Origin of the sequence: Prevotella marseillensis (genome assembly GCF_900625065.1) — a bacterium.
Classification (GTDB): Bacteria; Bacteroidota; Bacteroidia; order Bacteroidales; family Bacteroidaceae; genus Prevotella; species Prevotella rara.
On record NZ_UYXY01000001.1, the window covers coordinates 342420 to 369063 of the forward strand.

Below are 26644 nucleotides of genomic sequence, written 5' to 3' on the forward strand. Positions count from 1 at the left end.
ATAAGATTTGTTTATCGTTTTTACTTTAGATAATCCTCAAAATATTGTGTTATTCTTTCATGCAGGTGTACGCTTTGATGCCCCATCATGTTGTGTCCCTCGCCGGGATATACAAAGAAGTCGGGCTGCGTGCCTGCCTCTATGCAAGCCTTAAGGAATGAGATGGCATGCTGCGGAACTACAGTCGGGTCAACCGTGCCTATTATTATCTGCAGTTTGCCTTTCAGATTCTTTGCCTTGTTTATCAAGCTTGTTTCTGCATAACCTTCAGGGTTGGCCTGCGGTGTGTCCATATAACGCTCGCCGTACATCACTTCATACCATTTCCAGTCGATTACCGGACCGCCTGCAACGCCTACTTTAAATACGTCGGGGTAGGTGGTCATGAGCGATGTTGTCATGAATCCGCCGAAACTCCAGCCGTGAACTCCCATGCGTGTGGTGTCTACATAAGCAAGGCTCTTCAGATATTCTACGCCTTTGAGCTGGTCTTTCATCTCCTCTACGCCAAGGTGGCGGAATGTTGCCTGCTCAAAGTCGCGTCCGCGGTCGCACGAACCTCTGTTGTCGAGGATGAAGAGCAGATAGCCCTTCTGAGCCATATATGTTTCCCAGCTGCGGCTCGCATAGTGCCAGCGTGCCTCCACGTTGCGTATGCCGGGGCCTCCGTAGACGTATACAACGGTAGGATATTTCTTGTTAGGATCAAAGCCTATCGGCTTCACCATTCTGTAATACAGGTCTGTGGTGCCGTCGGCAGCCTTGATGGTTCCACAAGAATACTCAGGTACATTGTAGCCTTTCCATGGGTCGGCAGCTGTAAAATAGTTGACGTTTTTAGCGTCGCCTGTGCTTACAATGTTTATCTTGCGCGGCACATCTGGTTCGCTGTAGTTGTCATAAAGATATTTTCCGGTGCTTGACAGAATCATCTCACAATGTCCGCCTGCGCCGCGTGTTGAAGCGTGGAAGCCTTTGCCGTTGTCAAGTAGAGTGCGCTTGCCGGTCTCTATGTTAACCATATAAAGGTTGTTCTGGATGGGGCTGCATTCTGTTGAAAGTATGATTGCGCTTTTCTTCGACTCGTTGAATCCTACGAGTTCAAGTACAAGCCATTTGCCGCTTGTTATCTGCTTGAGCTGTTCGCCTTTGGTATTGAACAGATACAGATGGTTATATCCGTCTTTCTCACTCTGCAGTATGAACTTGCTGTCGTCCCAAGGCAAGAATGTGATAGGAGTTACCGGATGAACATATTTGTCGTTATGTTCCTTATAGAGAGTCTCGAGTTTGTTGCCTGTTGTTGCGTCATAGCTTACGAGCGCCATGTCAGTCTGGTCGCGGTTAAGCTCTATCATATAAACCTTCTTGCAGTCGGGGCTCCATGCTATGTTTGTGAAATAGCGGTCTGTTGGGTCGCCTGCTTTCAGATATATTGTCTTTCCTGTCTTCAGGTTATAAACGCCCACTGTAACCTTATGGCTTGTTTCGCCCGCCATAGGATATTTTATTGGCGTTTCGGTGGCTATTCTGGTGTCGATGTTAACGAGCGGATAGTCGGCAACCATGCTCTGATCCATGCGGTAGAAAGCCAGACTCTGTCCGTCGGGACTCCAGAATGTGCCTTTATATATTCCGAATTCATCGCGGTGTACACTCTGTCCGTAAACAATCTCCCTGCTTCCGTCGGTTGTCAGCTGAGTGGTTTTGCCTTCGCCGTCGGTAACAAACAGGTTGTCATCCTTTACAAAAGCAACTGCTCTTGATGCGGCGTTCCATTCTGCGTTGCTTTCGCCTTCGCAGCTCTGGCGCCATACAACCTTTTTCGACTTGAAGTCGATGAGCATGCGCTCTTTCTTGCCGTTGATCAGTACGAGTGATTTTTCGGGATAGGGGAATGAGGCATAGAACAGGTGACGGATTTTTGTGCTGTCGTCTGTTCCTGCCCATTTGTTGATGTCGTCAACAGTAAACATCACGGTCTCTTTGCCGGTTTTCTTGTTGACCAGGCTGCATTCTTCCGTGTCTGTTCTCACGAGTTGGTCACCCCACCATGTAAGATACCTGTTCTTAGGCACCATGTTATGGTAGTTTTTGCCGCCGAAGTTAAGGTCTTCGAGCGTAAACTGCTTCTGGGCATTTACAGCTGTTGTTGTTAGCATCATCAGTAATGAAAATAAACCCAATTTGGCTAAAGCCGCAATATTCTTATGTTTCATAATCAAAACGTTTTACGGTGATCGCGTTTGCCTTTGTTGTCTTTATAGCCTTTTCCGCCTTTGCGTCCGCCCCTGTCGCCGTTGTCGTCGAAGTTGCGGCCCTTGCGCTTGTCGTAGCTAAAATCCTTATGGTCGTCAAAGTCTCTGCGCTCACGGCCGCCTTTTCTGCGCTCGCGTCCGCCGTCGCCGCTGTCTTTGAACGAAATCTTGTGGAATTTGAACGTGCGGATGTCGCCTTCCTCGTTGTCATCCTCCTCTTCAATGCGCTTCTTGAACTCGCGGTTTTTCTTGAAGCGGTGCTTGTCGGCCATGGCGCGTTTCTCTTCTTCTGTCTTCAGGATGTTTCCCTCGCTTCTGAAGTCTTTCAGCTTGCCGTCAAATATCTGATATTTACGGAATTCGCACTCAAGCGAACCGTTGTAGAGAGGTATCTTTATTGATGGTTTCAGGCCTATCTGGTCGAAGCACTCCTCGCGATAGCTGAGCACCCATGCATCGTTCTCCTTAAACTGATGTTTCAGTATTTCGCCTATAGTGCGGTAAGTTCCCAGCAGGTCGGGTGTAGATATTCTTTCACCATAAGGCGGGTTTGTCACCATTATAGCCTTTTCAGCAGGCTGCTTAAAGTTCTTTATGTCAGCCTGTTCTATGGTTATGCATTTTGTCATGCCGGCGGCCTTGACGTTGAGGCGCGCCTTTGTAACGGCTGCAAGGTCGATGTCATAGCCATATATGTGGTGAGTAAATTCGCGCTCATTAGAGTCGTCGTTGTAAATCTGGTCGAAGAGGTCGCGGTCAAAGTCGGGCCATTTCTCGAAGGCATATTCCTTTCTGAACAGACCTGGGGCCATGTTGTGGGCTATCAGGGCAGCCTCTATGGGCAGAGTTCCCGATCCGCACATCGGGTCAACAAAGTCTGTTTCGCCTCTCCAACCGGTCATAAGAATCATTCCGGCAGCGAGAACCTCATTGAGAGGAGCCTCGACAGACTCCTGTCTGTATCCTCTTCTGTGAAGACTTTCACCACTCGAGTCGAGCGACAGCGTACACTGGTCTTCGGCGATGTGCATGTTCAGGCGAATGTCCGGGTTGGCCACAGATATGTTAGGACGCTTTCCGAATTTTTCGCGGAACTGGTCTACTATGGCATCTTTCACCTTGTAAGACACAAATTTGGAATGTCTGAATTCCTCAGAGAACACAACCGAGTCAACCGAGAAACTCTTTTTCAGGTCGAGATACTGTGTCCAGTCTATTTTCTTTATTTCGTCATACACCTTGTCGGCCGTGTCTGCCTTGAAGTGTGCAATAGGTTTCAAAATTCTTATTGCCGTGTGCAACTGAAAGTTAGCCCGATACATCATTTCCTTGTTACCGGTGAACGACACCATGCGTCGTCCTGTCTGCACATTGTTAGCTCCAAGCTCTGTCAGCTCCTGTGCCAAAACGGGCTCCAGACCCATGAACGTTTTGGCGATGAGTTCAAATTCTTGTTCCATTATAAAGGTTTTTCTTTGTTATTTTGCGAGTGGTTGTTTTATTGGGTTAATTTGATTTTTTATATTTCCTTTTTTGCAGTTCTATGTCTTTTGGGCTACAAAGCACAGGCCTGCTGCAATCTGGTCTGACAGCAACTTGTGCAGCCGCTCTATGTTTACTCCGATATGATATGTGATTGTTCTGATATTTACCGTCGGCTTCCCATAATATCCGGGACACAAGATAGAACGCGAAAGCTCTATGATTTCTTTAAGCGTCTTGCCTGAAGGAAGCCGATCCCCGTCACGATGCCGGTGAAATAATTCCTTATGAGATTCCGGCTTTGACAGTCGTTCTGTTGTCGTGGTGAGAATCTTCGTTAAATTATCAGTGCTCATGCAATTTTTATATCTATAATTTCTGCAAAATTAATTCATTTATAATTAAAAGCCAAATTTTTTTTACTTTTATTCCGTTTGACTTTTTCATATCCGTTATATGATGTTGCATGTGGCTTGTCCGTGCGGTTTCGCGGCATGTGGCGTCATGCTGTTTAGCTTTGGTTTTTATATGTTTTGACATTGGCAGGCATACAACTTGTCGGGCCGGCTTTGTCAAAAAACAGCCAAATTTGTTTTGTTCTGCTCTCAACTTGCATTATCTTTGCATGCCGAAAAGCGATGCCTATGCTTAATGTGGCATACTGCTGCATGGTTTTCAGGCTTGTTTTTGTTTTTTATTCTTATTATTTTCAGATGATATGGATTGGATACACGGCATAATAGAGCATACTCAGTTTCCTTTGTTGACGGCGTTTTTGCTTGGTCTTATAGTGGCACTTCACCCCTGTCCGCTTGCCACCAACATTGCAGCCATGGGATATATTGCGCGCGATGTGGCTAACCGTCGCCGAGTGTTTCTTAACGGACTTTTCTACACCTTCGGCCGGATGATTGCCTATTCGGTGCTTGGCATGGTGCTTATCGTTGTTTTGCGCAACGGTGCCGACATGCTGTCGCTGGGCCACTGGTTCAGCGAGTGGGGCGAGCGCCTGCTGGCTCCGGTGCTTATAGTCATCGGATTATATTTCATGCTCGGCCATCTGATCCACCGTCATGAGCATTGTCCCGATGTGCATTCACGCGGACATCGCTTCCATGGGGCCGGAGGCAGCATGGCTCTGGGGCTTCTTCTTGCCCTGTCGTTCTGTCCAGAGAGTGCCGTGGTTTATTTCGGCATGCTCATGCCTCTTTCTGTCGAGTCGCACGGCGGATTCATGCTGCCCGTAGTATTTTCTGTTGCCACAGCCATACCTACGGTGCTTATGGCCTGGGCTGTGGCTTACGGCCTTGCCGGCTTGTCGGCCATGAAGGAGCGCATGCATGTTCTTCAGCGCTGGGTCAGTGTCGGCGTGGGCGTCCTGTTTATCGGGGCAGGAGTGTTCTGCCTGTTCTTCTGATGCCTTCCGGCTGTCGGTCTTTCCGGTGTCAGCGTGCCTGATTTCCTTCAAAGCTTATGTTTACATGCTCAAAGCCCATTGCCTTCAGCATCTGCGTAAACTGCCTTTTGGCGTTGTCCTGTGCGTTTTCTATATTTTCTTTTGTAAGGCATCTTGCCTTCATTTTTGCATAGGCGCGCTTATACATGTCGGCCCTGTCCTTGTCGCTCCATGAGCCTGACTCGAAGAACGATTTTGTGCGGGCTTCGTCTATGAAGTTCTCGTCGAGCAACTTTATCTTCGGCAAGGTTATCACGAGCGTGTCTTTGTCGGCTTTTATCCAGTCGGCCTTGGCTTCGCTCATGTCGAATCCGAGGCGCAGTGTGCCGTAGTATATTCGTATCAGCTCGTCGTCTTTAAAGAAGCCTTTCCTCACGGTGTCTATCATTTCCTCGTTTTCAATAGACAGAAACTCCCATTCGCCTATCTCTTTCATCGCCAGCACCTGTGTCGGCGTTATGTCGATCTTGTCGTCTACGTATACCGTGGCCTCGTTGCCCCTGCACGACCTGACAAGATATGCCGACGCAATGATGGCTACAAGGATGACGATGAATATTATAGATAGCTTCAGGCGTCCTATCATCAGCCACATGCTGGCCCATTTGCTCCTTTTGCGGCGGTAGTTATTATTGAATTCTTCCATTTTCGATAGTGTTATTTTCAAGAATCATCGGCAGGTCGCTGTCGGTGAATTTCTTTCTGAACGTTATGGTTATGTTCTCCTCCTTGTATCCCATTTTGGTTATCATTGGTATCAGGGCATGCGCTGCGCTCTCCTTGGCCATGTCGAGTATGCCCAGCCGCGGTATGCTGCTGATTATCGCCGCCCGTCCCTGTTTCTCGTAGTTGGCCATTTCGGCGTCGCTGAAGTTCGACCTTATCAGCGACACGTGTTTCTTTATCTCGTTGTGGTCAATGCGGCTTCCGGTCAGCTCAACCTTCGGGTCGGGCAGTATTATCTCTATCTTGTCGCCGTTGCGCCTTACGTTCTTTTCAGAGAAGTTGCCGAAGTCGATATATGCCTTCAGCGTGGCGTCTATCGGTATGGCTATCTTTCTCGTCGTGAGCGGCACGGAGAAGTCGAACTTCTGCTGCAGGAACGAGCCTTTCAGCTTCACCTGGTCGTCGTGCGTTACAATCTTGTGCACCTGATATTCAGCCGTGTACAGCTTGGCGCATTTCTTTATCTGCATCACCATGACAGGTATGGTGTCTATCTTTTCGGCTTCTCTTTTCACGGGCTTTCTGTCTGTGCATGCCGTAAGCATCATTGCCGCGAGTGCCAGATATAATATTATTGTTTTCATACTTGATTACAAAGTTAATCAAAAAAGTTATAATTACGGCGTCATTCAACCGTTATTTTTTTGCGTCTTTTATATTATTTTGATGTTAAAGCCCGTTTGTTTTTCTCATTGTGTAACCGTCAAATCAAATTTAAGGCTCGTTTAATTATTTTTATTTTGTTCTTCGTGCTATTTGCATTATCTTTGCACGAGTAATTCTTAAAATACTGAAATGAAATTAACGCACACATTGATTTTTATGGCGCTGATGTCGGTCGCCGCCGTGTCTTGCAGCGAGAAGAAACAGCCGAGCAACATCATTGCCCATAAACCTGTAAAGAAGGCGCCCTCAGCTCCTGTGAAGATGCAGAATTCTGATTATGAGGATGCCGTGAGTTGGATAGGAAGTTCTTATAATGTCAAGATAAGCCGCAGGTCAGACACAGGTCTGCCGCTGATTGTAGACGACAGCGGCAACAAGTATTACGACAACGTGATAACGCTGAACGTCGTACGCCCCGACGGGTCAGAGTTTTTCAACCGCAAGTTCACCAAGTCTGATTTCTCGTCATATATCGGTGAAGAGTATGCAAAGAAGAGCGCCTTGCTCGGCATCGTGCTTGAAAAGGCAGACGGCGACAACCTGAAATTTGCGGCCAGTGTGGGCGCCCCCGACGTGCTCAGCGACGACTATGTGCCGCTCATCATCACTATTTCGCGTACAGGAGGAGTTAGCATTCAGAAAGACTCGCGCATCGACTCTAACAGCGATCAGCCCGACTATGAGGATGAAGGTGTATAGGCTATTGTAACATATTGATAATCAATAGATTGTAAAAGGCCGTCTTTTAGAAGCTAAAAGACGGCCTTTTACATGCCGAAAGCATACCTTTTGCAGTGTGAAAGGTATGCTTTTGTATTTTTGCAGAATATGTATGCCGGTCTGATTGGCTATTTCCGCTGTCTGAACTCATGCGGAGTTATGTCGGTTATGCGCTTGAAGAACTTACAGAAGAAGCTCGGGTTGGGGAAGTTTAGCTCCTCGGCTATCTGCGCTATCGGTGTGTTGCCGTATCTCAGCATTATCTTTGCGTTGGTTATCAGCGCGCGGTCTATCCATTCTTTTGCCGTTATTCCGCTGGTCTCCTTAATCACAACGCCGAGATAGCGCGGCGTTACGCACATCTTGTCGGCATAGAACGACAGCGCGTGCTCCTTCTTGTTGTAGGTGCTCACCAGCTGTATAAACCTGTCGAACATCTCCCTGTTGTGTGGCTTGTTGTGCTCGTCGGTGTCGTTGTGCTTGTTTTTCAGAAACTTATAGTAGTGGATCAGCGAATATATTATCCCGTCTATAGTTTCGTCAGGACAGTCTTTTTGGCGTGCCATTTCCCATGCCGACAGAAACATCCTGTCGGCAATGTTTATGTCGCTCTGTCCTGGTGTGGCCACAAAGTTATAGGCGTTGCGGTTGTATTCGCCCGGAATTTTTCCGCTGAACACCATGTTCATCTTCTCGTTGCTTATCATCATGCCGCACATCTCGAAGTCATCCGAAAAGTGGTTCACCTGTATTATGCTCCCTCTTCCTATGAATGCTATCGAGTTTTTTTCCAGTTTATAGTCTCTCAGGTTTATCGTTATGCTGGCTTCTCCCGCCTTGATAAATGCCAGGCGGCAGTCTTCTATAATATAAGGTGTGCCTGTCTGAAGCAGGCTACTGAACAGCTTGTGTCCTGTGCGCAGCATGCCGACGTCGCGGCCTATAATCTGTAGTGCGTTTTTCTGCTCGTCGATATTTCCTAGCATGGATTTTATCTCGGAGAATGAAAAACGTTCAGGATACATGTTGTTTGTCTTCATAAAACGTGTTTTTTGAGTGCAAAAATAATGAAAATGTGGAATAAAGGCAATAAAATACTCATATCTACACCTTTTTTACGATATTTTAAGTACAAAAGGGACATTTTATAGCTTTATAGGATAATACTTGTAGTGTTATTATTTGCTACCTTTGCACTGTGTTCTTTTAGTTGCCTGTATTGCATTAGTTGCTACATCTTGCAGCGGGCTTATTGGTGTGAAATATTAATTATATGTGAATAACAGTGATATGAAACGTTTAATTGTTTTTATTGCGTTGGCCTTGTCGTTCGTGTCGGCCTTCTCTCAGATAACGCTCGACGAGTGCAGGGAGCTCGCCCGGGCTAATTATCCGCTCATAAAGCGTTTTCGCCTGGTTGAGCAGAGTCGCTCTTTGTCGGTGAGCAATGCCTCCAAGGCATGGCTTCCGCAGGTTTCTCTCAATGCCCGCGCCTCTTATCAGAGCGAGGTTACGCGGCTTCCGGTAGACATACCGGGCGTAGAAATCAGCCCGCTTCCTAAAGACCAGTATGATGTCAGCGTTAATGTCAGTCAGCAGATTTACGACGGCGGCAGCGTCAGCTCATCGAAGAGACTTGAAGATGCGCGCAGCGACGTGGAGCGTGAGCAGGTCAACGTGGCCATTTATGATGTCTACGAGCGCATAGATCAGCTTTATTTCGGCATATTGCTGCTTGACGAACAGATAAGGCAGGTAAGGCTTCTGCAAGACGACCTGTCGCTGAGCTATCAGGCTATAAGCGGAATGGTGCGCGGGGGAGTGGCCAACCAGACCGACCTTGACGCAGTCAAGGTGGAGCAGGTGAAGGCCGCTCAGACAGAAACGGGTCTTGTTACGTCACGTGCCACTTATCTGAAGATGCTCTCAACATTCATCGGCAAGCCGCTATCCGGCAGCGTGAGCCTTGTCCGTCCGGCTGAGTCGGATGTTTCGGGTATGGTCAACAATCGTCCTGAACTCGCCCTTTACAGTGCGCAGAACCGTCTGCTCGACCAGCAGCTCAAGAGTCTCGACACGTATCTGCGCCCGCGTTTAGGTCTGTTCCTGCAGGGCGGCTATGGCAATCCGGCACTTAACATGCTTAAAAATGGCTTTGAGGCTTATTATAAAGTTGGCGCGACGCTTACGTGGAACTTTGGTAGTCTGTATACACGTGCCAACGATAAGCGCAAGATTGAGACCGAAAGACTCAACATACAGGCCGAGCGTGAGGCTTTTCTCTTCAATACCGGCCTGCGGAGCGAGCTGCAGCGCGGCAATATAGAGAGTCTGCGCCGCCAGATCAGTCAGGACGACGAGATAATAGCCCTGCGTGAAAACATACGCTCCAAGGCTGATGTCAAGGTGGCAAACGGCACCGAGACCGTCAACGAGATGCTGCGCGACATCAATGCCGTGAGCGAGGCAAGGCTCACAAAGGCCTTTCATGAGATACAGCTTTTACAGGAAATATATAAACTTAAAAACATAAACAACTTTTAGCCGTATGAAAAAGTTTGCATTTATATCCTTGTCCGTGGCCCTTGCCGCATGTTCTTCGGGCAGTTCCGACTATGACGCCACGGGCATGTTTGAGGCCACAGAGGTGATAGTTTCTGCTGAGCAGAACGGCCGCCTGCTCTCGTTCACCGTAGAAGAGGGCGACCGCCTTCAGGCCGGCAGTCAGGTCGGACTAATCGACACCGTTCAGCTCCAGTTGCGCGCCTTGCAGCTCGGTGCCACAAAGGATGTGTATGCCACGCAGCGTCCTGACATAGAGACACAGATAGCAGCCACGCGTCAGGAACTGGCCAAGGCCGAGGCTGAGCAGCGCCGCTATGAGGCTCTGGTGAAGGACAATGCCGCCAACTGCAAGATGCTAGACGATGCAGTGAGCAACGTGCGTGTGCTGCGCCGCCGTCTTGCCGCTCAACAGTCGTCGCTCGGCAAGAGCACAAGCAGTCTTAACAGTCAGATGACTGCCACAGAGATACAGCGCCGCGAGGTTATCGACCAGTTGCGCAAGTGTCATGTCGTGTCGCCCATCAGCGGCACGGTGCTCGAGAAGTACGCTGAGCAGGGCGAGTATGCCACAATGGGCAAGCCTCTGTTTAAGATAGCCGATGTTGTTGACATGAAACTCAGGGCTTATGTAACAGCCAGTCAGCTCAATTCGATACAGACAGGGCAGAAAGTCAGGGTGTATGCCGACGAGGGCGAGGACAAGCGCCGCGAGTATCAGGGCGTGATAACGTGGATATCAGACAAGGCGGAGTTTACTCCCAAGACTATACAGACCCGCGACGAACGTTCAAACCTCGTCTACGCGGTGAAGATTTCTGTAAGAAACACCGACGGTCTAATTAAAATAGGAATGTATGGCGACGTCAGGTTCTGATGCCGGGGGCATAGTATGGGCCGACGGTCTCTGCAAGAAATATGGCAAGACCGAGGCTCTCAGTCAGCTCTCATTCAGCGTTGACGAGGGTGAGATATATGGCATAATCGGTCCCGACGGCGCCGGCAAGACCACTCTTTTCCGCATACTAACCACGTTGCTGTTGCCTGATGAGGGCAAGGCAGGCGTAGACGGACTTGATGTCGTGGCCGACTATCGCGACATACGCCGCCGCATAGGCTACATGCCGGGGCGCTTCTCGCTTTATCAGGATCTTTCGGTCGAGGAAAATCTAAAGTTCTTTGCATCTGTGTTCAATACTACCGTTGAGGAAAATTATGCCCTTGTGGCTGGTATCTACCGTCAGATAGAGCCTTTCAAGGACCGCAGGGCGGGCAAGCTGTCGGGCGGAATGAAACAGAAACTTGCGCTCTGCTGCGCCCTTATCCATGCTCCGCGCGTGCTGTTCCTCGACGAACCTACAACGGGTGTCGACCCTGTGTCGCGCCGGGAGTTCTGGACCATGCTGAAAAAACTGCGAGATGAACACGGACTAACCGTGCTTGTGTCAACGCCATACATGGACGAGGCGTCGTGGTGCGACCGCATATCGCTGATGCAAGGCGGCCGCTTTATGCAGACCGACACACCTGTCGGCATTGTTGAGGCTTATGCCGACAGGCTGTTTGCTGTCATGGCTACCGACATGCACGGACTTATGACCGGACTGAAGGCATGTCCGCTCGTTGCCACTTCGTTCTCGTTCGGTGCAGCCTATCATGTTACGCTCGCGCCCGGTGCAACCCCTGACGCCCTGCGCTCGTGGCTCACAGCAAAGGGCTACGCCGAAGTGGGCATAACGGAGATAAGTCCTTCGGTTGAAGACTGCTTCATGGCATTAATGAAAACATCAGAAAAATGACAGACGAAAAAGTTATAATAGCAGAAAACCTTACAAAGCGCTTCGGCAGTTTTGTTGCCACCGACCATATATCTTTCAGCGTAAGACGCGGCGAGATATTCGGATTTCTCGGTGCCAACGGTGCCGGCAAGACCACGGCCATGCGCATGCTCTGCGGTCTGAGCCGCCCGTCGGAGGGCAGGGCAGTGGTGGCAGGCTTCGACGTTGCTTCGCAGGCAGAGCAGGTGAAGCGTCACATTGGCTATATGAGTCAGAAGTTTTCGCTCTACGACGACCTGACCGTGGCTGAGAACATGCGACTCTTCGGCGGCATATATGGCATGGGGCGCAGACAGATAGCCGAGCGTACAGCCGGCATGCTTGCCGACTTGGGGCTTGAGGGCGAGCGCAACTCTCTCGTAAAGTCATTGCCGCTCGGCTGGAAACAAAAGCTGGCTTTTGCGCTTGCCATATTCCATGAGCCGGAGATAGTGTTTCTTGATGAGCCTACGGGAGGCGTCGACCCTGTTACCCGGCGCCGCTTTTGGGAGCAGATATATCAGGCTTCCGACCGCGGAATAACTGTGTTTGTCACCACTCACTATATGGACGAGGCCGAATATTGCGACCGAATGTCGATAATGGTAGACGGCAAGATTGAGGCTCTCGACACTCCCGCTGCGCTCAAAAAGAGCTTCGGGGCCGACAGTCTGTATGATGTGTTTTTCAGTCTTGCCCGCAGGGCCAGGCGCACTTAGGGCTGGGCGGTGTCAGTATTGTTTTTCGTGTTAATGATAATTATATGATATGAGACGGTTTATTTCTTTTGTCCACAAGGAGTTTTGCCATATCCTGCGCGACTGGCGCACCATGCTTATCCTGCTGGTTTATCCCGTAGTGCTGATAGTGCTGTTCGGGTATGCCGTCACCACAGAGGTTAAGAATGTTCGCGTGGCAGTGCTCGACTTGTCTCACGACGCTGTTACGTCTAAGATTTGCGGGCATATTGCCGCCAGCCGTTATCTCGTCATGGCAGCCGCGCCTCACAGCCGTCCGGAGGTTGAAACCATGTTCAGGCGCGGCGACATAGATGTGGCGGTGATTTTCGAGAGCGGCTTTGCCGACAATCTTCGCCATGGCGGCGATGCCAGTGTGCAGATACTTGCCGACGGCAGTGAGCCTAACCAGGCTGCCGTGCGTGTTCAGTATGTCGAGCAGGTGCTTGCGGCTGCCAAGAGCGATGTCGTGGAAGATGCCGCAGGCCGTGACTTCACGATAGTTCCCGTTACGCGCATGCTCTACAATCCGCAGCAGAAGAGCGAATACAACTTTGTGCCGGGCGTTATAGGCATGATTCTGTTGCTTATCTGCGCCATGATGAGCAGCATAGCCATCGTGCGCGAGAAGGAGAGCGGCACCATGGAGGTGCTTCTGGCGTCGCCCCTGCCGCCGGCTTGCATCATCCTTGCCAAGCTCGTTCCTTACTTCGTGATATCCTGCATAAACCTTGCGGCAATACTGCTGCTGGCTTTCTATATGCTGCATGTGCCCATGGCGGGCAGCCTGATATGCTTTCTCGGCGTAACGCTGCTCTACATACTCGTGTCGCTCACGCTCGGACTGCTAATTTCTACGCTTGTCAGCACGCAGATTGCGGCCATGATACTGTCGCTGCTGCTCATCGTGCCCACCATCTACCTGTCAGGACTCGTGTTTCCGCTCGAGAGCATGCCGGCAGTTCTGCGCGACATCTCGGCCATTGTTCCGGCGCGGTGGTATATCGATGCGGCGCGCAAGCTGATGATTCAGGGGGCAGATGCCGTTTATGTGGCTGCCGACGCTGCCGTAATGGCTGTCATGGAGGCGGTTTTGCTTGGCGTATCTCTTAAATTGTTTAAAGTAAGATTATAACTGCGTTATGGTGATAAGATATTTGATAGAGAAGGAATTTTTGCAGATCAGGCGCAACGCCATTCTGCCCAGATTGTTCGTTATGCTGCCTCTTGTCCTGCTCATCGTGGTTCCGTTTGCCGCCAATCAAGAGATAAAGAACCTTAAGTTCTGTGTCGTCGACAACGACCACAGCTCTTTTTCGCAGCGCCTTGTGCAGAAGATAGACGCATCGGCATATTTCTCGCTGGCAGACTATTGCGGCAGTCATTCGGCAGCCATGCGCAGCATAGACGGCGGCAGTGCCGACGTGGCTGTTGAGATAGGGCACGACTTTGAGCAGAATCTTGTAAAGACGGGCGTGGCTGACATTAATGTAGAGGCTAACGCTGTCAACGGCATGAAGGGCATGCTGGCTCAGGCATACATGCTTCAGATAATAGCCGACTATGCAGCGCAGCTTGGCGAGGAACACGGCATTGATGCTTCGGGTGTGAGCCTTGCCGGGGCAGACGTCAGGCCGAGGTTTCTTTATAACGGACAGCTCGACTACAAGATGTTCATGATTCCGGCTGTTATGGCCATGCTGCTCACGCTGCTCATAGGCTTTCTGCCTGCGCTGAACATCGTCGGCGAGAAGGAGAGCGGCACGATAGAGCAGATAAACGTAACGCCGGTGGGACGGTTCAGTTTTATCTTTTCCAAGCTCATTCCTTACTGGCTCATAGGTCTGTTCATGCTTGCGTGGTCGGTATTTCTTGCGTGGCTCATCTACGGAATGCTCCCGGCAGGCAGCATCCTGTTGCTGTTTCTCCATGCCACCTTGTTTCTGCTCATCGTGTCGAGTCTTGGTCTGATAGTGTCCAACTATTCTTCCACCATGCAGCAGGCGGCCCTGCTTATGTTCTTTTTCCTCGTGATATTCATCCTTATGAGCGGCATGCTCACGCCGGTGTCTGCCATGCCCGAGTGGGCACAGCTCATCACCTATGTCAATCCGCTGCGTTATTTTATCGAGGTGTTGCGGGCGCTCTATCTTAAAGGCAGCGGCTTTGCCGACCTTCAGATGCAGTTTTTCGCCATGCTGGCTTATGCCGCTGTATCGTGGACATGGGCTATATGCAGCTATAAGAAGAGTGCGTAGCCTTTTCAGCGTGGCATGCGGTACCTGGCTTTATCTTTCAGCCGCCGTTCCGCCCTGCCGCTATCGTGTTTGCTGCATCCTTTTATTTAGGCCTTTGGATGTCTCGGCTCGATAGAACAATGGTTGATAAAATCTGTAGAGCAATAAGTATAATACTTTTTCCTAAAAACTCGTCACTCGTCACATTTGCTTTTAACATGTTGATTGTCAATATGTTGCAGTGTGACGAGTTGGCGTTTCAACTCGTCACACTGCAGTGAAAATCCCGGTCTGCCAAAGTCACTGTCCTTTCCTAAAATTGGTTGACTTCTAACAAGCCATTCCCTGATTAAAGTTGACTCTGGTTAAACTTATAACTGTTATTGGTTGACTCTACTTTTAATTACTGATTAAAGTTGACTTTTACCGGGACAGAATCCCTGTTCATGGTGTCCTTGGAGGGCGTAGCCCGGAAAGGACACCATGAACAGAAGGCAAAGATAGTCCATCTTCTCCAATATCGGAGCATTCCTGTCTGTTTTTTATGGCCTTTGTCCTAAAACTGCTCCAACGCTTAGATATCTCACCCTGACATGAAGCAGCCTGTGCCGGTGTCATCATGTTGATGCTCATGTGCGGCCTTTCGTTGTTGTAGAAGTCCACGGCCGTTGCCACGGCTTCCCTGACCTGGCCGATGTCGGTGAACCTCATACCCTTAAGGAGTTCGTTCTTTATGGTACCATTAATACGCTCTGCCTGTGCATTGTCCTTCGGATCCCCGGTCTCCGTCATACTGATACTTATACCATTTTTATTAAGCAGCCTGACATATTCGGAACTTGCGTATTGTACGCCGCGGTCTGAATGATGTATAAGGCTGATGCCGTCCATGCCCTTCAGCCTTCCCAAAGCCATGCACAGTGCTTCAATGGGATAAGACGTCTCAAGCGTCGGACCGACACAGTATCCTACAATCTCTTCTGTATATGCATCAAGTACAATTGAAAGGTAGCAGAAACGGTAGTGTATGTCGTCTGTCCAAATAATTATGTACGTTATGTCACTGACCCATAGCTGGTTAGGTCTGAGGGGCAACATTTCCTTTATAAGATTGGGATATGTCGGAAGACCGTGCCTTGAGTCAGTGGTACGTGGACGGCGCAACCTTTTACGGAGAATCATGCCGTTACATGACATTATTTCTATAAAACGGTCACGGCCGACAGGACTGTTGCCGCTGAAATCACGCCGGTACATGTGCCAGAGCTTCAATGCGCCTATTCCGGGGTCTATACGGCGCACCTTGCGGACATACTCAATCACAAAGGCATCACGGGCGGCCCTCATCATTGACTTTGACTCATCATACTTGTAATAGGCCTGCTTGCTTACGCCAAACAGCGCACAAAGATGTCTCACCCTGTATCGGACAGGGTTCTTCGTGTGCAGGAATGTTACTGTTTGGCGCCAGATTTTTTTCTTATGCTGATGCCTAACTCGGATTCGGCCACATTTATCATCTCGTCATAAGCCTCGGCCTTTATCTCGGCCTTGGTCAGTTCGGACTTAAGACGGTGTCCTTTCCTGATTTCGGTTGACTTCAAACCGTTTTTCCCTGATTAGGTTGATTCCTGTTAAACTTATAACTGTTATTGGTTGACAATATCATTGAAAATTTTGGTTTAATACCGTGTTGTGAATATCAGATTTTTATACCATTATCATCATTTACCCCACGTTCTTGTCATATTGTTATTTATCCAAACAACGCTCCTCATTTTTCCAATATGCCCCTTTTGCATCCTGATATGCCATGTTTCACATCGCAATATGCCGTCTTTCGCACGGCAAAAGGTGGCATATCGCATTACAATATTATTGTTTATGCGAGTAGTTTTATCAGCTTTATTTGTCGTTAATGCAGTTTTGGTTTCAGTGTTCTTTATAGAAAATAAAAAAACAGGCTAAATCTAAAGACAGATTTAGCCTGCTTTTCAATAACAATGAGTATTTTACAGCACAAGTTCAACCGGACAATGGTCGGAGCCGTATATCTCGGTGTGGATGCTTGCAGATTTTATTTTTTCTGTCAGGCGGTTTGACACGACGAAGTAGTCGATACGCCAGCCTGCATTCTTTTCACGCGACTTGAAGCGGTAAGACCACCATGAGTAAATGCCTTCCTTGTCGGGATAGAAGTAGCGGAAGGTGTCTGTAAAGCCGCTTGCAAGCAGTTGGCTGAACTTGTCGCGCTCCTCGTCGGTAAATCCGGCGTTCTTTCTGTTTGTCTTCGGATTCTTCAGGTCGATTTCCTTATGAGCCACGTTCATGTCGCCGCATACTATTACGGGCTTCACCTTGTCGAGGCGCATGAGATATTCGCGGAAGTCATCTTCCCATTTCATTCTGTAGTCAAGCCTCTTCAGTCCGTCCTGAGAGTTTGGCGTATATACGGTTATCATGTAGAAATCTTCCATCTCGAGAGTTATTACGCGTCCTTCGTGGTCGTGCTCCTCTATTCCGAGTCCGTAGCTTACGCTCAGCGGCTTATGTTTAGTGAATATGGCTGTGCCGGAGTAGCCTTTTTTCTCGGCATAGTTCCAGTAAGACTCATAGCCGTCAAACTTCAGGTCGAGCTGTCCTTCCTGCATCTTTGTTTCCTGAAGGCAGAAGAAGTCGGCGTCGAGCTGTTTGAATATGTCGCTGAAGCCTTTTCCCTCACAGGCCCGCAGTCCGTTTACATTCCATGAAATTAGCTTCATAATGGTGAATGGTTTTATATGGGTTAAAAAATAAAGGGCAGACTTTGTTAAATCTGCCCTCATTTATACTTTTAATCGGTTTCTATGTAGAATTAGAATTTTGCCATCTTTATGGCATCAATTGCACACTCGTCACCCTTGTTGCCCAACTTTCCTCCGCTGCGGTCTTTAGCCTGCTGCAGGTCGTTGGTGGTGAGCAGTCCGTAGATTACAGGAATCTCACTCTTGGCGTTAAGACGTGCAATGCCGTAGGTTACGCCCTGACAGATGTAGTCGAAGTGAGGAGTCTCGCCTCTGATAACGCTTCCGAGGATGATTATTGCGTCATATCCGCCGTTGAGCGTCATCTGGTGTGCGCCGTAGATAAGTTCGAAGCTTCCGGGAACTGTCTTTACGTGTATGTTTTCAGGCAGTGCTCCGTGTTTCTCGAGTGTCCTTACGGCACCTTCGAGCAGTGCTCCTGTTATTTCAGGATTCCATTCGGCAACGACGATGCCGAAACACATGTTGCTTGCGTCGGGTACTTTACCGTAGTCGTAGTCAGAAAGATTGTGCAGTGCGGTAGCCATTATTTTACAGAAACTCTTTCAATATATTTGTCAATATCCTGCGAAACGGCAGAGTTAAGATACTTTGTCTTTATATCCTGATAAATCTGCAGAGCTTCGCTCTTCTTGCCCTGGCTCTCGAGAATCTCGCCGGCCTGGAGCAGGAATATAGGCGAAATGCTGTTGTTTGTGTTGTCGGCAGCTTCGCTGTCGGCCATGCTTGCAGCCTTCTTGAGATATTCAACGGCCTTGTCGAGCTGCTTAACGTGTGCGTAAGCATTGCCAAGTGCAGCTACAGCAGAGGGGCTTATCATCTGATCATCGGCAGGAGAGAACTTGTCGAGATATGTTACTGCGTCGTTCCATTTGTCGAGGTTTGCATAGCAGAGTCCTGCATAGAGGTTTGCCAGGTTGCCTGCATCTGTGCTGCTGTAGTCAGATGCGATGTTTACGAATCCGACATATCCGGCTCCGTCTCCCTTCAGCGCCTTGTCGTATTGCTGATTAGAGAAATACTCCTGACCTTTAGCCAGTGCTGTGCTTGCTTCCTGCTCTTTTGGGCCTGAAACATAGGTCTCATAGCAGATGATACCTGCTACAACAAGGATAATCGCCACGATGGCGATTGAGATTGTTTTCTTATGTCTCAAGAAAACAGCCTCTTTCTGGTTGAGGGCGTCGTTCATTGTGCCCTTCTGTTCATTAAGATTTGCCATTTATATTTATTTTTATAATTAGCGGTTTATAAAGCGTGGCAAAATTACGTAAATTATCTGGTATTGTGAAATTTATTACATACTTTTTTTGTTTTTCATTGATAAATCAAGTAACTTTGCATGACAAAAGCAGCATTGGGCAATCGTAAATGTGTTATTGCCGGTATATGATTTTTATTGCTGTCCTCAAGTTGATAATTTGTCGGTAAATATGTTTTTAAAGAAGATATCCATAGTCAATTATAAGAACATCAGGGAGGCCACTCTCGACTTGTCGCCCAAGATGAACTGTTTCATAGGGCATAACGGCGAGGGAAAGACCAACATGCTTGATGCTGTATATTATATGTCGTTCTGCCGCAGCGCTTACACAACTAGCGACGCCAACGTGATACGCCACGGTGAGGATTTCTTCGTGTTAGATGCTGTTTATGTAAACGATTATGGCGATGAGGATTCTGTGTTTTGCGGCATGAAGCGCGGCTCAAAAAAGCATTTTAAGCGTAATAAGAAAGAATATAAGAAACTGTCGATGCATTTAGGCATGATACCTCTGATATTTGTCTCGCCGTCGGACACGGTGATGATTGAGGGTGGGAGCGAAGAGAGACGCCGGCTTATGGATGTGGTTATTTCGCAGTATGACAATTCTTATATTGATGCCCTTAACCGTTACAATAAGGCTCTGCAGCAGAGAAATACGCTGCTTAAGACAGAGGAAGGGCCGGACATTGAATTGTTGTCGCTGCTTGAGGAACAGATGGCTTTTTACGGAGAGACAATTTATAACAAGAGAAACGACTTTATAGCCGAGCTGACTCCTTTGTTTCAGACGTTTTACAGCCGGATCTCTCAGGATAAGGAAGAGGTTTCGTTGGGCTATGTGTCTCATTGTCAGCGAGGTCCGTTGCTTGATGTTATCCGTCGCGACCGCATGAAAGACCTTGCCGTGGGCTATTCTCTCCATGGTGTTCACCGCGATGACCTTGAAATGCTTATTGGCGGATATCCGATAAAGCGTGAGGGCAGCCAGGGACAGAACAAGACTTTTGTCATAGCCCTGAAGCTGGCTCAGTTTTACTTTCTTAAGCGCACTGGCTCAAAGACCACTCCGATACTGCTTCTTGACGATGTGTTCGACAAACTGGATGCGCAGAGAGTGGAGCAGATTGTGAAGATTGTTGCGGGAGACGAGTTCGGGCAGATTTTCCTGACAGACACCAACCGCGACCATCTCGACCGTATATTGAGCAGTTCGTCGCTTGATTACAGGCTCTTTTATGTTGATAACGGCGACATTATGCCAAAGGAGGTTGCCGATGTTTAAGCGTGATGTTCAGACTCTGGCGGATATCCTGCAGAAATGTTTGAGGCAGGACGGACTAGAAACGCCACTGCAGCAGAAGCGTCTCATCGACTCGTGGGATAAGGTTGTAGGTAAGATTATTGCCGGATATACGGCAGAAAAGTTTATCAAGAACCAGACGTTGTTCGTCAAGATTCTTAATCCAGCGCTGCGTGCCGATCTTACGATGATGAGAGACAGACTTGTGAAAAATCTGAACATGGAGGTGGGCGCCAATATCATTGTCGACATAAAGTTCTTCTGATGTTTTTTCGCATGCCGCATTTCGACATGTGTAGCGATGTGCTGATTGCTTTAAAAAAAACATAGCAGCAATCAGATTGCGTCATCATTTTGCAGCAAGCCTATTCTTGCTTGTTAGAACTTTCGCGTATTTTTAGAATCATCGGTACGATTTCTTTGTAAATCTTTTTGTCGCCGCGGATGTTTCTCAGAAGCAGGTCGCATGCTTTTTCGCCTGTAAGATGCGCCTGGTCCATTATAGCCGAAAGCTTTGGCGTTACAAAGGCAGACGACTCTGCTTCAGTAAAGCCGATGATGGCTACGTCCTTAGGTATGTGCAGTCCGAGGGTCTTTATTGCGTCAAAGGCAGCATAGGTTATGATGTCGTTGAAGGCAAGGATTGCGTCGGGCCTGTCTTCGCGTTTGAGCAATTTCAGAGTTTCGTTTCGCGCACTTTCGTAGTCGATATTGCCGTTGATGACAATAGAGCGGTCAATGGTGATGTTTCTTTCGCGCAGAGCCTCCAGGTAGCCGTGTTTGCGGCGCTTGACCATGTCGAGATGTGTTGGTCCGCCGATAAATGCGATGCGCTTGCTGCCGGTGTCGATAAGGTGGCGTGTAGCCTGAAGTGCGGCTTCATCTCCGTTTGACACGACAGATGAGAATATGTCAGGAAGGCAAGTGCGGGCAAAGAATACCAGCGGTATACCCATCTTGTTGATTTCTGTGAAGTGAGAATAGTCTACAGTATCCTGCGCCAGACATGCTATAATGCCTTCAACGTACATGCTGACAAAGTTGTCAATGGCTTTTTCTTCTCTAATATGGTCTTCATGGCTGTTGGCTGCCACAACGGCATATCCGGCTTTCGTGGCAAAATCTTCTATTCCGTCGAGTACGGCCGCATAATAATGTGTTACCAGATTCGGCACAACTACGCCTATTACTTTGGGCTTCTGTTGCCTCAGGCTTTGTGCGAATGGGTTAGGGCGGTAGTTGAGCTTCTTGGCAAGCTCTTGTACGCGAGTTCTCATTTCCTCACCTACTTCGTGGCTGTTTCTTAATGCGCGCGACACTGTCGCAATGCTGACTCCCAACTGTTCAGCCATTTCTTTTAAAGACGTTCTGCGTGCTGCCATTGCTACCTGTGTTTGTCGAATTGTTGAAGGAATAGTTAAATGATTATTGCAAATGTAATCAAAAAAAATAAAATACGCAAACGTTTACGTAACTTTAATAAAAATCGCTCAAATAGCAATGGTTCATTGCCGGATTTATGGCATACTGAAGGTTATGCGTAGATGTAATGATGTTGCTGACAGCGGTGAAATATTGTTTTCAGGAGCACTATTGAAGCGTGTAGACTGATACCGGGATTTGCGCCTGCGGCACCGGTTGTGGGTATGACAGTTTCCTGATGTCCGGTCAGATGGTGAGTATATTGTTTCTCCCATTTGGGGCAGAATGTGTGAAAAAGCACAAACCCTTAAGCCGTTCTGTAGTTAGCTTAAGGGTTCGTGCTATGTCGAGACAATTTAATTTATACTTTTGTTGCAGATAAGGAGATTACATGGGCAGAAGCTCTTCGCCCTCAAGTTCACATGAAGTGAATCCCATTTCTTTTGCTTTTTCTTTGTTGAATGCAAAGTATGTGGCTTTACCTTCCGTGCATATCTCGCCTTTTGAGTTTTCGAGCGTAACCTCAATAGTTACCAGGTTGCGTCTTTGTTCGGCTATGTGCGCCCTCAGCGTGATCTGCGGTTCTGTTGTCATTACCGGCTTCTTGTATCTTATTTCGAGATGAGTGGTCATTCCGCTTGTCTGCAGTTTTCTGAAAATCACCCATCCGGCTATTTCGTCAATGAGCGTGCACAATATGCCTCCGTGCATGGTGTCTATCCATCCCTGATAGTGGGTCTGCGGTTTCCAGAAGCTTATTATGTCGTCGCCGTCTTCAAAAAACTCCATATGTACACCTATCGGATTGTCGGGGCTGCATCCAAAACAGTTGTATCCTTCCTTATCCATCCATGGATTTTTAATCTTTCTCATAGGCAATAAATTATTTATGGTTGTTATCTGATTTCAGTGTCACCATGTCTTAGAACGTAAGTCGCATCATAAGCCTTACGCCGTTCTTGGTTGCCGTAGGCAGATGGTTGTAGTTCAGACGGTGTACATACTGAATATGTATAATCTTGAATATATTGTGGATTCCGGCAATTAGCTCAATATACGGACGCTTGCTGTCCATTATGTATGAACCTTCCGGGAATTCCATTAACATACCGTCGCCTGCGTTTGCTGCCAGGGTAGGGTTGTTCTTGTCGGTAAGTGTGCCCCAAAGGCATTTTATGCCAAGCCACTCGCGCCACTTTAGTTTCTTGAGGAGCGGTATGCGGTTGAATATCTTTCCGTTCAAGTCCCACGATATGTCAAGGCTTGCGTATCTGTCGTTAAGGAACTCCATGTTGTTTATCAGGTTGAAAGTTTCGTCACTGATGATATACGACAGGTTGGCGGCCGGCATTATGAGCAGCGGGAACGGCACCTTGTTCCATTGTATGCCGCCCTTTGCCAGGATGTCTATCTTTCCCCAGCTGTTCAGCCACAGGCGCTTGTATATGCTTGCTTCGGTGAAGTTGTAGTCGTAGTCGCCTCCGAGGAAACCTTTTATACCTGTGGTGTGCGACAGTGTGAATACTGGTGCGTCGAGGTTTACGGGCAGACGGCGCTGCTTCGTATTTATGAATGTCTCACCCGGAGCATATCTCAGTTCAATGCGTGCTTCGGTTGTCCTGAATTTTCCCTGTCCGATCATGGCGTCTTCCATGCCGACCATAGACAAAGGCTTGAAGAAAAGGTCGCCGCAGGCTTCGTTCTCTTCTGTCTTCAGGCTTATGGTCGTTCTGAATCCCCATTCCTCTTCACGTTCGAACGAGAGCTGCTGGCGGTTGTAGAACATCATTTTTTCAACCTTAGTCCATTTCAGAGCCGTGAACACGTTATCCTTGTCGGTGTGCATGAATTTGTCTGAAGGTGAACATACGTCATAAGTAGAAGTGAATGTCAGCGTGCGTTTCGGGAACTCTCGCGGAAGATATTCCTTCTTGTTAAACGAGTATGTCAGCTCGCCCTTGTAATAGTTCTTGCGGCTGTCCCATCCGCGTGCATAATATCCAGACAGGAACCAGTGCGGGTTAAGGTTAGCCGTTGTCTGTGCGCTGATACGAGTGCGCACTCCGTCGATGAAGTTAGAACTTATCATCGTGTTGATAGGTCCTATGTCAACCTTACTCGGATGATTCTGACTTCCTGTCTCAACAAAGTTCTCTATGAATGCCCTTACACCAAAGATGATATACTTGAAGGCTTTCTGCTGACTCAGGTTGTTGATGAATGCATCCATCGAACTTTCACTTTTTGTCAGCTCCACGCTTCGGTATTTGTCCCAGAAAGCTTCGTCGCGCATCATGGCATTAGACTCATGCAGTACTTTCGTCTTGCCTTTAAACAGTTTGTCGGGCAGTTCGTCAAAGGCATAGTCGCTCATTCGTGTTGTTCGTATGACTATGGCTTTGGTTAGGAACTTGGCTATCGACATTTCAACGAACATGTCGTCGGTTGTCAAAGCCCAGTCACCTTCGGGCAGGCGGGTGTATTCCTGTATAATCTGAAGATTGTCGACAAAGTTGACGTCGCTTTTCTTTGGAAGCGTCAGGTTGCATCGTTTTACGTGCAGCGTTGAGTCGGCCAGAATCCATATTTCGCCCCTGAATCCGAAGTCCTGCTGGTTGTTGGGCAGGAACTGCAGATGGAAACACTTGTCTCTGTCAACGTATACGGTGTCGACAATGTAGAAACGGTAAAATGATATGGCGTCCTTGCCGATAGGGCTTGTAAACGGATATTGCAGCAGACGGATCTGGTCGTCATACAGGTCTACGTCTGTGAATACGTCTTTTAGCACGTTGTTCAGGATGTCTCCTGTTTCAATCAGGTCGTTGACACCCGATGAACTTTGTCCCATTATTATCGACTTCTCGGTCTTAGGGTCTTTCCTGTATATGTTTCTTGTAACAGTCTCGTCGACAGACAACGGCAGAATGAGCTTGTTGTTGTACGGACAAGTCTCAATCTGGTTAATCAGCCATTTTTTCTTTTTCAGTTTTTCGTTCTCAAGCTCGGTAGGCTTAATGTCGTTTATGGCGAACGTTATTTTCTGATATTTGTTAAACTGATAATAGTCGTGGTTGGCAAGGTCGGTGCGTTTCTTAGCCGCAATGACACGCTTCATCAGCTCTACGGCCGGATTATTCTTGCGGCTGTATTTGCTTCGCTTCGTCTTCACCGTTACGCCTTTCAGCTGCTTGGTGTCAGTCTTGAGCGTGATTTTCATTTCTGAAGGCGTGTTCGGGCCTATCAGAATGGTGAGTTCCTGATATCCAACGGCGCTGAACGTAAGCTTCTCACCGTTAAGACGCTTTATAGAGAAGCGTCCGTAGGCATTTCCCGACGTTGCAATCTTCTCTTTTTTATATTGCACGCTGGGAAACGGAATGGTGTCGCCGGTGGATTCTTCAACAACAACACCTGTTATTGTCTGTGCGCCTGCTGCCTGTACCAGTATTAAAAGAAGTAATATCAGAATATTTTTCATTATATGATTTTCTGTTTATTTTGAACCGTTGTTGTTTTTAGCGTATGAAGGGTCCGGTGTCCTTTGCATTAAAGAATCTGACTCAGGTCGGTTATGATCTTGTCAGGTATGGTCTCATCATATTTTTCGTCGGTCCAGCCTTCGCCTTTGAACCATATAGTCTTGCATCCGGCTTTCTTGGCAGGTGTGATGTCCTTGTAGAAGCTGTCGCCTACTACGGTTGTGTCGGCGGGATTTAGTTTCAATGCCTCTACGCCGAGAGTGAATATGCGCGGGTCTGGTTTGCGTATGCCAACGACGGCCGACTCTATAATATTAAGAAACAGATTGTCGAGTCCGAACTCCTTAAGCACCACGCTGATGTTGCCGTAGAAGTTGCTCACGAGCACCATCGGATGATTCTCGTTTATGCGGGTCAGCACCTCGCGGCTGTGACTCGTCTCTCTCTTCACCTCTTCATAAAGGTCTTCGAGTATGGTCTTATGGCTTTTTACATATTCATCCTCTGACACGTTCCAGTAGCCTTCTGCCATGAGATATTCCATCTCTATGCGCAGTTTTGTGTCGAGCGTTTTGTGGAAAGTGTATTCAGGCTGAATTATGGGGTGTGAGCCTAACGTGCGTTCAGCATGAACGTATGCCTCGCGAAACTGTTCTTCAGTTACAGGTATGTTGTGGCGGCTGTAGGCATGCCATAGCACCTTGCCCCAGTGGCGGCCGGCTGTGTCGAGCGTGCCGCCGTAGTCGAAGATATATCCTTTTGTCATTGAATCTTTTTTGTTATTTTCTTGCACAGTGATTCATGCTTCTTGTGCATATAGATATATAGAATGTTCATCAGCGTTATCTCTATGAGCATGTACACCCACGGGCAGCCGAGCAGGCATGTAACGTAGATGCATATCGCACGTGTATTGAAAGTCAGGATGTTGGTGTACTTCATCAGCGGACGGCTTCCCTCAAGAAACTCCTCTCTGATGTCGGCCGGCACCTGCGATGCGCTGCCGTATTTTTCTTTCATCACCTTTATCATCTTCTGAAAAGCAGGCGAACGTTTCTCCTGACTCTTGCAGTAGTTGGCGTAGTTGTAGTAGAACAGATGCTCGAACAAGGCTCCGCGCCTGGGCAGCGACTTGTATATCTTTATCTGACTTTCGTAAGTGTCGAGTTCGCTGCCTTCCTTGCCTTTAAGGAAGAACAGGTGTATCTGACGGTAATAGTCGGAAAGCGAGCTTTGAGGCGAATGGCACATCACTCCGGCTATGAAGGCAATGACCCATATCCACAGGCCCCATTGTATGTCAAGTCCGGGGATGGCCTGTCCCATCATGCGGTATGAAAGGGCTGCATATATCGCAAAGAACCACACGTCTCCAGAGAAGCCGTCGAGCACTCGGCCAAGAAGCGTCTTCTGTCCTGTAAGGCGTGCAAGCTGTCCGTCGGTTGAGTCGCAGAAGTTGGCAAACATAAGCAGCACGATGCCTGCAATGTTGTGCATTATGTCGGTGTATGAGAACATCCATCCTGCGCCGACGCCCAAGAATATTGACAGTATTGTTATCGTGTTAGGGTGGACGCCTAGCTTCTTCCACATCAGGGCGAACATCAGTCCGATGGGGCGCGTGAAGTGAACGTCGAGCCACTCTTCCGTATCTTGTGATTTCAGTGATGCGTTAAGCATCTCTTTAAAATTACTCATAAGTTTCTTT

Annotated in this window: 25 protein-coding genes and 1 pseudogene; 10 read left to right on the plus strand and 16 right to left on the minus strand. The window is 48.2% G+C overall.

Features of this window, described 5'->3' with window-relative positions; translation table 11 throughout:
- Positions 1–20: 20 nt before the first annotated feature.
- The 3 genes and pseudogenes from EJL04_RS01410 to EJL04_RS01420 form a co-directional block, all read right to left on the minus strand.
- Positions 21–2219: a S9 family peptidase gene (locus EJL04_RS01410; protein WP_082335200.1), complete on the minus strand. Its 2199-nt coding sequence runs from the start codon at positions 2217–2219 to the stop codon at positions 21–23.
- Between the two features lie 2 nt (positions 2220–2221).
- Positions 2222–3718: a THUMP domain-containing class I SAM-dependent RNA methyltransferase gene (locus tag EJL04_RS01415; RefSeq protein ID WP_021854700.1), complete on the minus strand. Its 1497-nt coding sequence runs from the start codon at positions 3716–3718 to the stop codon at positions 2222–2224.
- A gap of 99 nt (positions 3719–3817) precedes the next feature.
- Positions 3818–4096: pseudogene (locus EJL04_RS01420) on the minus strand (serine acetyltransferase); the annotation flags it as partial.
- A gap of 362 nt (positions 4097–4458) precedes the next feature.
- Between EJL04_RS01420 and EJL04_RS01425 the strand changes: the two are divergent.
- Positions 4459–5157: an aromatic aminobenezylarsenical efflux permease ArsG family transporter gene (locus tag EJL04_RS01425; RefSeq protein WP_125103898.1), complete on the plus strand. Its 699-nt coding sequence runs from the start codon at positions 4459–4461 to the stop codon at positions 5155–5157.
- Between the two features lie 28 nt (positions 5158–5185).
- On the opposite strand, the gene EJL04_RS01430 is transcribed toward EJL04_RS01425, so the two are convergent.
- Both EJL04_RS01430 and EJL04_RS01435 read right to left on the minus strand, forming a co-directional pair.
- Positions 5186–5842 (minus strand): DUF4230 domain-containing protein, encoded by a 657-nt coding sequence (locus EJL04_RS01430; RefSeq protein WP_021854705.1) that lies wholly within the window; start codon positions 5840–5842, stop codon positions 5186–5188.
- Positions 5826–6506 carry a DUF4230 domain-containing protein gene (locus EJL04_RS01435; protein ID WP_021854706.1) on the minus strand — a complete coding sequence of 227 codons (681 nt, stop codon included), beginning with the start codon at positions 6504–6506 and terminating at the stop codon, positions 5826–5828. Before EJL04_RS01435 ends, EJL04_RS01430 begins: the two co-directional genes overlap by 17 nt.
- Before the next feature lie 211 nt (positions 6507–6717).
- On the opposite strand from EJL04_RS01435, the gene EJL04_RS01440 reads away from it, so the two are divergent.
- Complete coding sequence (locus EJL04_RS01440; RefSeq protein ID WP_125103899.1) at positions 6718–7287, plus strand: DUF4738 domain-containing protein; 570 nt, start codon at positions 6718–6720, stop codon at positions 7285–7287.
- A 149-nt stretch (positions 7288–7436) separates the two neighbouring features.
- On the opposite strand, the gene EJL04_RS01445 is transcribed toward EJL04_RS01440, so the two are convergent.
- Positions 7437–8348, minus strand: coding sequence for an AraC family transcriptional regulator (locus EJL04_RS01445; protein ID WP_125103900.1), 912 nt, complete (start codon positions 8346–8348; stop codon positions 7437–7439).
- Between the two features lie 250 nt (positions 8349–8598).
- On the opposite strand from EJL04_RS01445, the gene EJL04_RS01450 reads away from it, so the two are divergent.
- From EJL04_RS01450 to EJL04_RS01475, 6 genes are read left to right on the plus strand one after another with little or no spacing between them, the layout of a single operon-like run.
- Positions 8599–9852 carry a TolC family protein gene (locus EJL04_RS01450; protein ID WP_125103901.1) on the plus strand — a complete coding sequence of 418 codons (1254 nt, stop codon included), beginning with the start codon at positions 8599–8601 and terminating at the stop codon, positions 9850–9852.
- A 4-nt stretch (positions 9853–9856) separates the two neighbouring features.
- Positions 9857–10747, plus strand: a complete 891-nt coding sequence (locus EJL04_RS01455) for an HlyD family secretion protein (protein ID WP_125103902.1) — start codon at positions 9857–9859, stop codon at positions 10745–10747.
- Positions 10728–11669: an ABC transporter ATP-binding protein gene (locus EJL04_RS01460; RefSeq protein WP_125103903.1), complete on the plus strand. Its 942-nt coding sequence runs from the start codon at positions 10728–10730 to the stop codon at positions 11667–11669. The genes EJL04_RS01455 and EJL04_RS01460 overlap by 20 nt, the downstream gene beginning before the upstream one ends.
- On the plus strand, positions 11666–12406 hold the full coding sequence (locus EJL04_RS01465; RefSeq protein ID WP_125103904.1) for an ABC transporter ATP-binding protein: 741 nt from the start codon (positions 11666–11668) through the stop codon (positions 12404–12406). The genes EJL04_RS01460 and EJL04_RS01465 overlap by 4 nt, the downstream gene beginning before the upstream one ends.
- Before the next feature lie 49 nt (positions 12407–12455).
- Positions 12456–13559 carry an ABC transporter permease gene (locus tag EJL04_RS01470; RefSeq protein WP_125103905.1) on the plus strand — a complete coding sequence of 368 codons (1104 nt, stop codon included), beginning with the start codon at positions 12456–12458 and terminating at the stop codon, positions 13557–13559.
- A 10-nt stretch (positions 13560–13569) separates the two neighbouring features.
- Positions 13570–14682 (plus strand): ABC transporter permease, encoded by a 1113-nt coding sequence (locus EJL04_RS01475; protein WP_125105277.1) that lies wholly within the window; start codon positions 13570–13572, stop codon positions 14680–14682.
- Positions 14683–15105: 423 nt separating this feature from the next.
- On the opposite strand, the gene EJL04_RS01480 is transcribed toward EJL04_RS01475, so the two are convergent.
- The 5 genes from EJL04_RS01480 to EJL04_RS01495 all read right to left on the minus strand — a co-directional run bounded on the left by EJL04_RS01480 (position 15106) and on the right by EJL04_RS01495 (position 18687).
- Entirely contained in the window at positions 15106–16080 is a 975-nt protein-coding gene (locus EJL04_RS01480) for an IS3 family transposase (protein WP_241209926.1), read from the minus strand.
- Between the two features lie 35 nt (positions 16081–16115).
- The gene (locus EJL04_RS16275; protein WP_164511708.1) at positions 16116–16265 is read right to left on the minus strand and encodes a hypothetical protein; all 150 of its coding nucleotides are present in this window, start codon (positions 16263–16265) and stop codon (positions 16116–16118) included.
- Between the two features lie 408 nt (positions 16266–16673).
- Positions 16674–17426, minus strand: a complete 753-nt coding sequence (locus EJL04_RS01485; RefSeq protein ID WP_193391575.1) for an exodeoxyribonuclease III — start codon at positions 17424–17426, stop codon at positions 16674–16676.
- An 89-nt stretch (positions 17427–17515) separates the two neighbouring features.
- Entirely contained in the window at positions 17516–17992 is a 477-nt protein-coding gene (gene ribH, locus EJL04_RS01490; RefSeq protein WP_021854716.1) for a 6,7-dimethyl-8-ribityllumazine synthase, read from the minus strand.
- Complete coding sequence (locus tag EJL04_RS01495; protein WP_021854717.1) at positions 17992–18687, minus strand: tetratricopeptide repeat protein; 696 nt, start codon at positions 18685–18687, stop codon at positions 17992–17994. The genes ribH and EJL04_RS01495 overlap by 1 nt, the downstream gene beginning before the upstream one ends.
- A gap of 211 nt (positions 18688–18898) precedes the next feature.
- Between EJL04_RS01495 and recF the strand changes: the two genes are divergently transcribed.
- Both recF and EJL04_RS01505 read left to right on the plus strand, forming a co-directional pair.
- Positions 18899–20014: a DNA replication/repair protein RecF gene (gene recF / locus EJL04_RS01500; RefSeq protein WP_125103906.1), complete on the plus strand. Its 1116-nt coding sequence runs from the start codon at positions 18899–18901 to the stop codon at positions 20012–20014.
- Complete coding sequence (locus tag EJL04_RS01505; protein WP_125103907.1) at positions 20007–20297, plus strand: DciA family protein; 291 nt, start codon at positions 20007–20009, stop codon at positions 20295–20297. Before recF ends, EJL04_RS01505 begins: the two co-directional genes overlap by 8 nt.
- 100 nt (positions 20298–20397) lie before the next feature.
- Here the strand turns inward: EJL04_RS01505 and EJL04_RS01510 are convergent, their stop codons facing one another.
- The 5 genes from EJL04_RS01510 to EJL04_RS01530 form a co-directional block, all read right to left on the minus strand.
- Positions 20398–21414 (minus strand): LacI family DNA-binding transcriptional regulator, encoded by a 1017-nt coding sequence (locus EJL04_RS01510; RefSeq protein WP_021854720.1) that lies wholly within the window; start codon positions 21412–21414, stop codon positions 20398–20400.
- Between the two features lie 427 nt (positions 21415–21841).
- Positions 21842–22327, minus strand: a complete 486-nt coding sequence (locus tag EJL04_RS01515; RefSeq protein WP_053398302.1) for a PaaI family thioesterase — start codon at positions 22325–22327, stop codon at positions 21842–21844.
- Between the two features lie 49 nt (positions 22328–22376).
- The gene (locus EJL04_RS01520; protein WP_125103908.1) at positions 22377–24935 is read right to left on the minus strand and encodes a DUF5686 family protein; all 2559 of its coding nucleotides are present in this window, start codon (positions 24933–24935) and stop codon (positions 22377–22379) included.
- Between the two features lie 68 nt (positions 24936–25003).
- Positions 25004–25702 (minus strand): HAD family hydrolase, encoded by a 699-nt coding sequence (locus tag EJL04_RS01525; protein WP_021854724.1) that lies wholly within the window; start codon positions 25700–25702, stop codon positions 25004–25006.
- Positions 25699–26634, minus strand: a complete 936-nt coding sequence (locus EJL04_RS01530; RefSeq protein WP_125103909.1) for a CDP-alcohol phosphatidyltransferase family protein — start codon at positions 26632–26634, stop codon at positions 25699–25701. The genes EJL04_RS01525 and EJL04_RS01530 overlap by 4 nt, the downstream gene beginning before the upstream one ends.
- Positions 26635–26644 lie beyond the last annotated feature (10 nt).

Bases quoted from the DNA above. Each gene is read 5' to 3' on its own strand.
- EJL04_RS01440 (WP_125103899.1), top strand. From the start codon at position 6,718: ATGAAATTAACGCACACATTGATTTTTATGGCGCTGATGTCGGTCGCC.
- EJL04_RS01435 (WP_021854706.1), bottom strand. From the start codon at position 6,506: ATGAAAACAATAATATTATATCTGGCACTCGCGGCAATGATGCTTACG.
- EJL04_RS01455 (WP_125103902.1), top strand. From the start codon at position 9,857: ATGAAAAAGTTTGCATTTATATCCTTGTCCGTGGCCCTTGCCGCATGT.
- EJL04_RS01495 (WP_021854717.1), bottom strand. From the start codon at position 18,687: ATGGCAAATCTTAATGAACAGAAGGGCACAATGAACGACGCCCTCAAC.
- recF (WP_125103906.1), top strand. From the start codon at position 18,899: ATGTTTTTAAAGAAGATATCCATAGTCAATTATAAGAACATCAGGGAG.
- EJL04_RS01460 (WP_125103903.1), top strand. From the start codon at position 10,728: ATGGCGACGTCAGGTTCTGATGCCGGGGGCATAGTATGGGCCGACGGT.
- EJL04_RS01450 (WP_125103901.1), top strand. From the start codon at position 8,599: ATGAAACGTTTAATTGTTTTTATTGCGTTGGCCTTGTCGTTCGTGTCG.
- EJL04_RS01445 (WP_125103900.1), bottom strand. From the start codon at position 8,348: ATGAAGACAAACAACATGTATCCTGAACGTTTTTCATTCTCCGAGATA.
- EJL04_RS01410 (WP_082335200.1), bottom strand. From the start codon at position 2,219: ATGAAACATAAGAATATTGCGGCTTTAGCCAAATTGGGTTTATTTTCA.
- EJL04_RS01510 (WP_021854720.1), bottom strand. From the start codon at position 21,414: ATGGCAGCACGCAGAACGTCTTTAAAAGAAATGGCTGAACAGTTGGGA.
- EJL04_RS01530 (WP_125103909.1), bottom strand. From the start codon at position 26,634: ATGAGTAATTTTAAAGAGATGCTTAACGCATCACTGAAATCACAAGAT.
- EJL04_RS01470 (WP_125103905.1), top strand. From the start codon at position 12,456: ATGAGACGGTTTATTTCTTTTGTCCACAAGGAGTTTTGCCATATCCTG.
- EJL04_RS01515 (WP_053398302.1), bottom strand. From the start codon at position 22,327: ATGAGAAAGATTAAAAATCCATGGATGGATAAGGAAGGATACAACTGT.
- EJL04_RS01520 (WP_125103908.1), bottom strand. From the start codon at position 24,935: ATGAAAAATATTCTGATATTACTTCTTTTAATACTGGTACAGGCAGCA.
- EJL04_RS01430 (WP_021854705.1), bottom strand. From the start codon at position 5,842: ATGGAAGAATTCAATAATAACTACCGCCGCAAAAGGAGCAAATGGGCC.
- EJL04_RS01505 (WP_125103907.1), top strand. From the start codon at position 20,007: ATGTTTAAGCGTGATGTTCAGACTCTGGCGGATATCCTGCAGAAATGT.
- EJL04_RS01465 (WP_125103904.1), top strand. From the start codon at position 11,666: ATGACAGACGAAAAAGTTATAATAGCAGAAAACCTTACAAAGCGCTTC.
- EJL04_RS01415 (WP_021854700.1), bottom strand. From the start codon at position 3,718: ATGGAACAAGAATTTGAACTCATCGCCAAAACGTTCATGGGTCTGGAG.
- EJL04_RS01525 (WP_021854724.1), bottom strand. From the start codon at position 25,702: ATGACAAAAGGATATATCTTCGACTACGGCGGCACGCTCGACACAGCC.
- EJL04_RS01425 (WP_125103898.1), top strand. From the start codon at position 4,459: ATGGATTGGATACACGGCATAATAGAGCATACTCAGTTTCCTTTGTTG.
- ribH (WP_021854716.1), bottom strand. From the start codon at position 17,992: ATGGCTACCGCACTGCACAATCTTTCTGACTACGACTACGGTAAAGTA.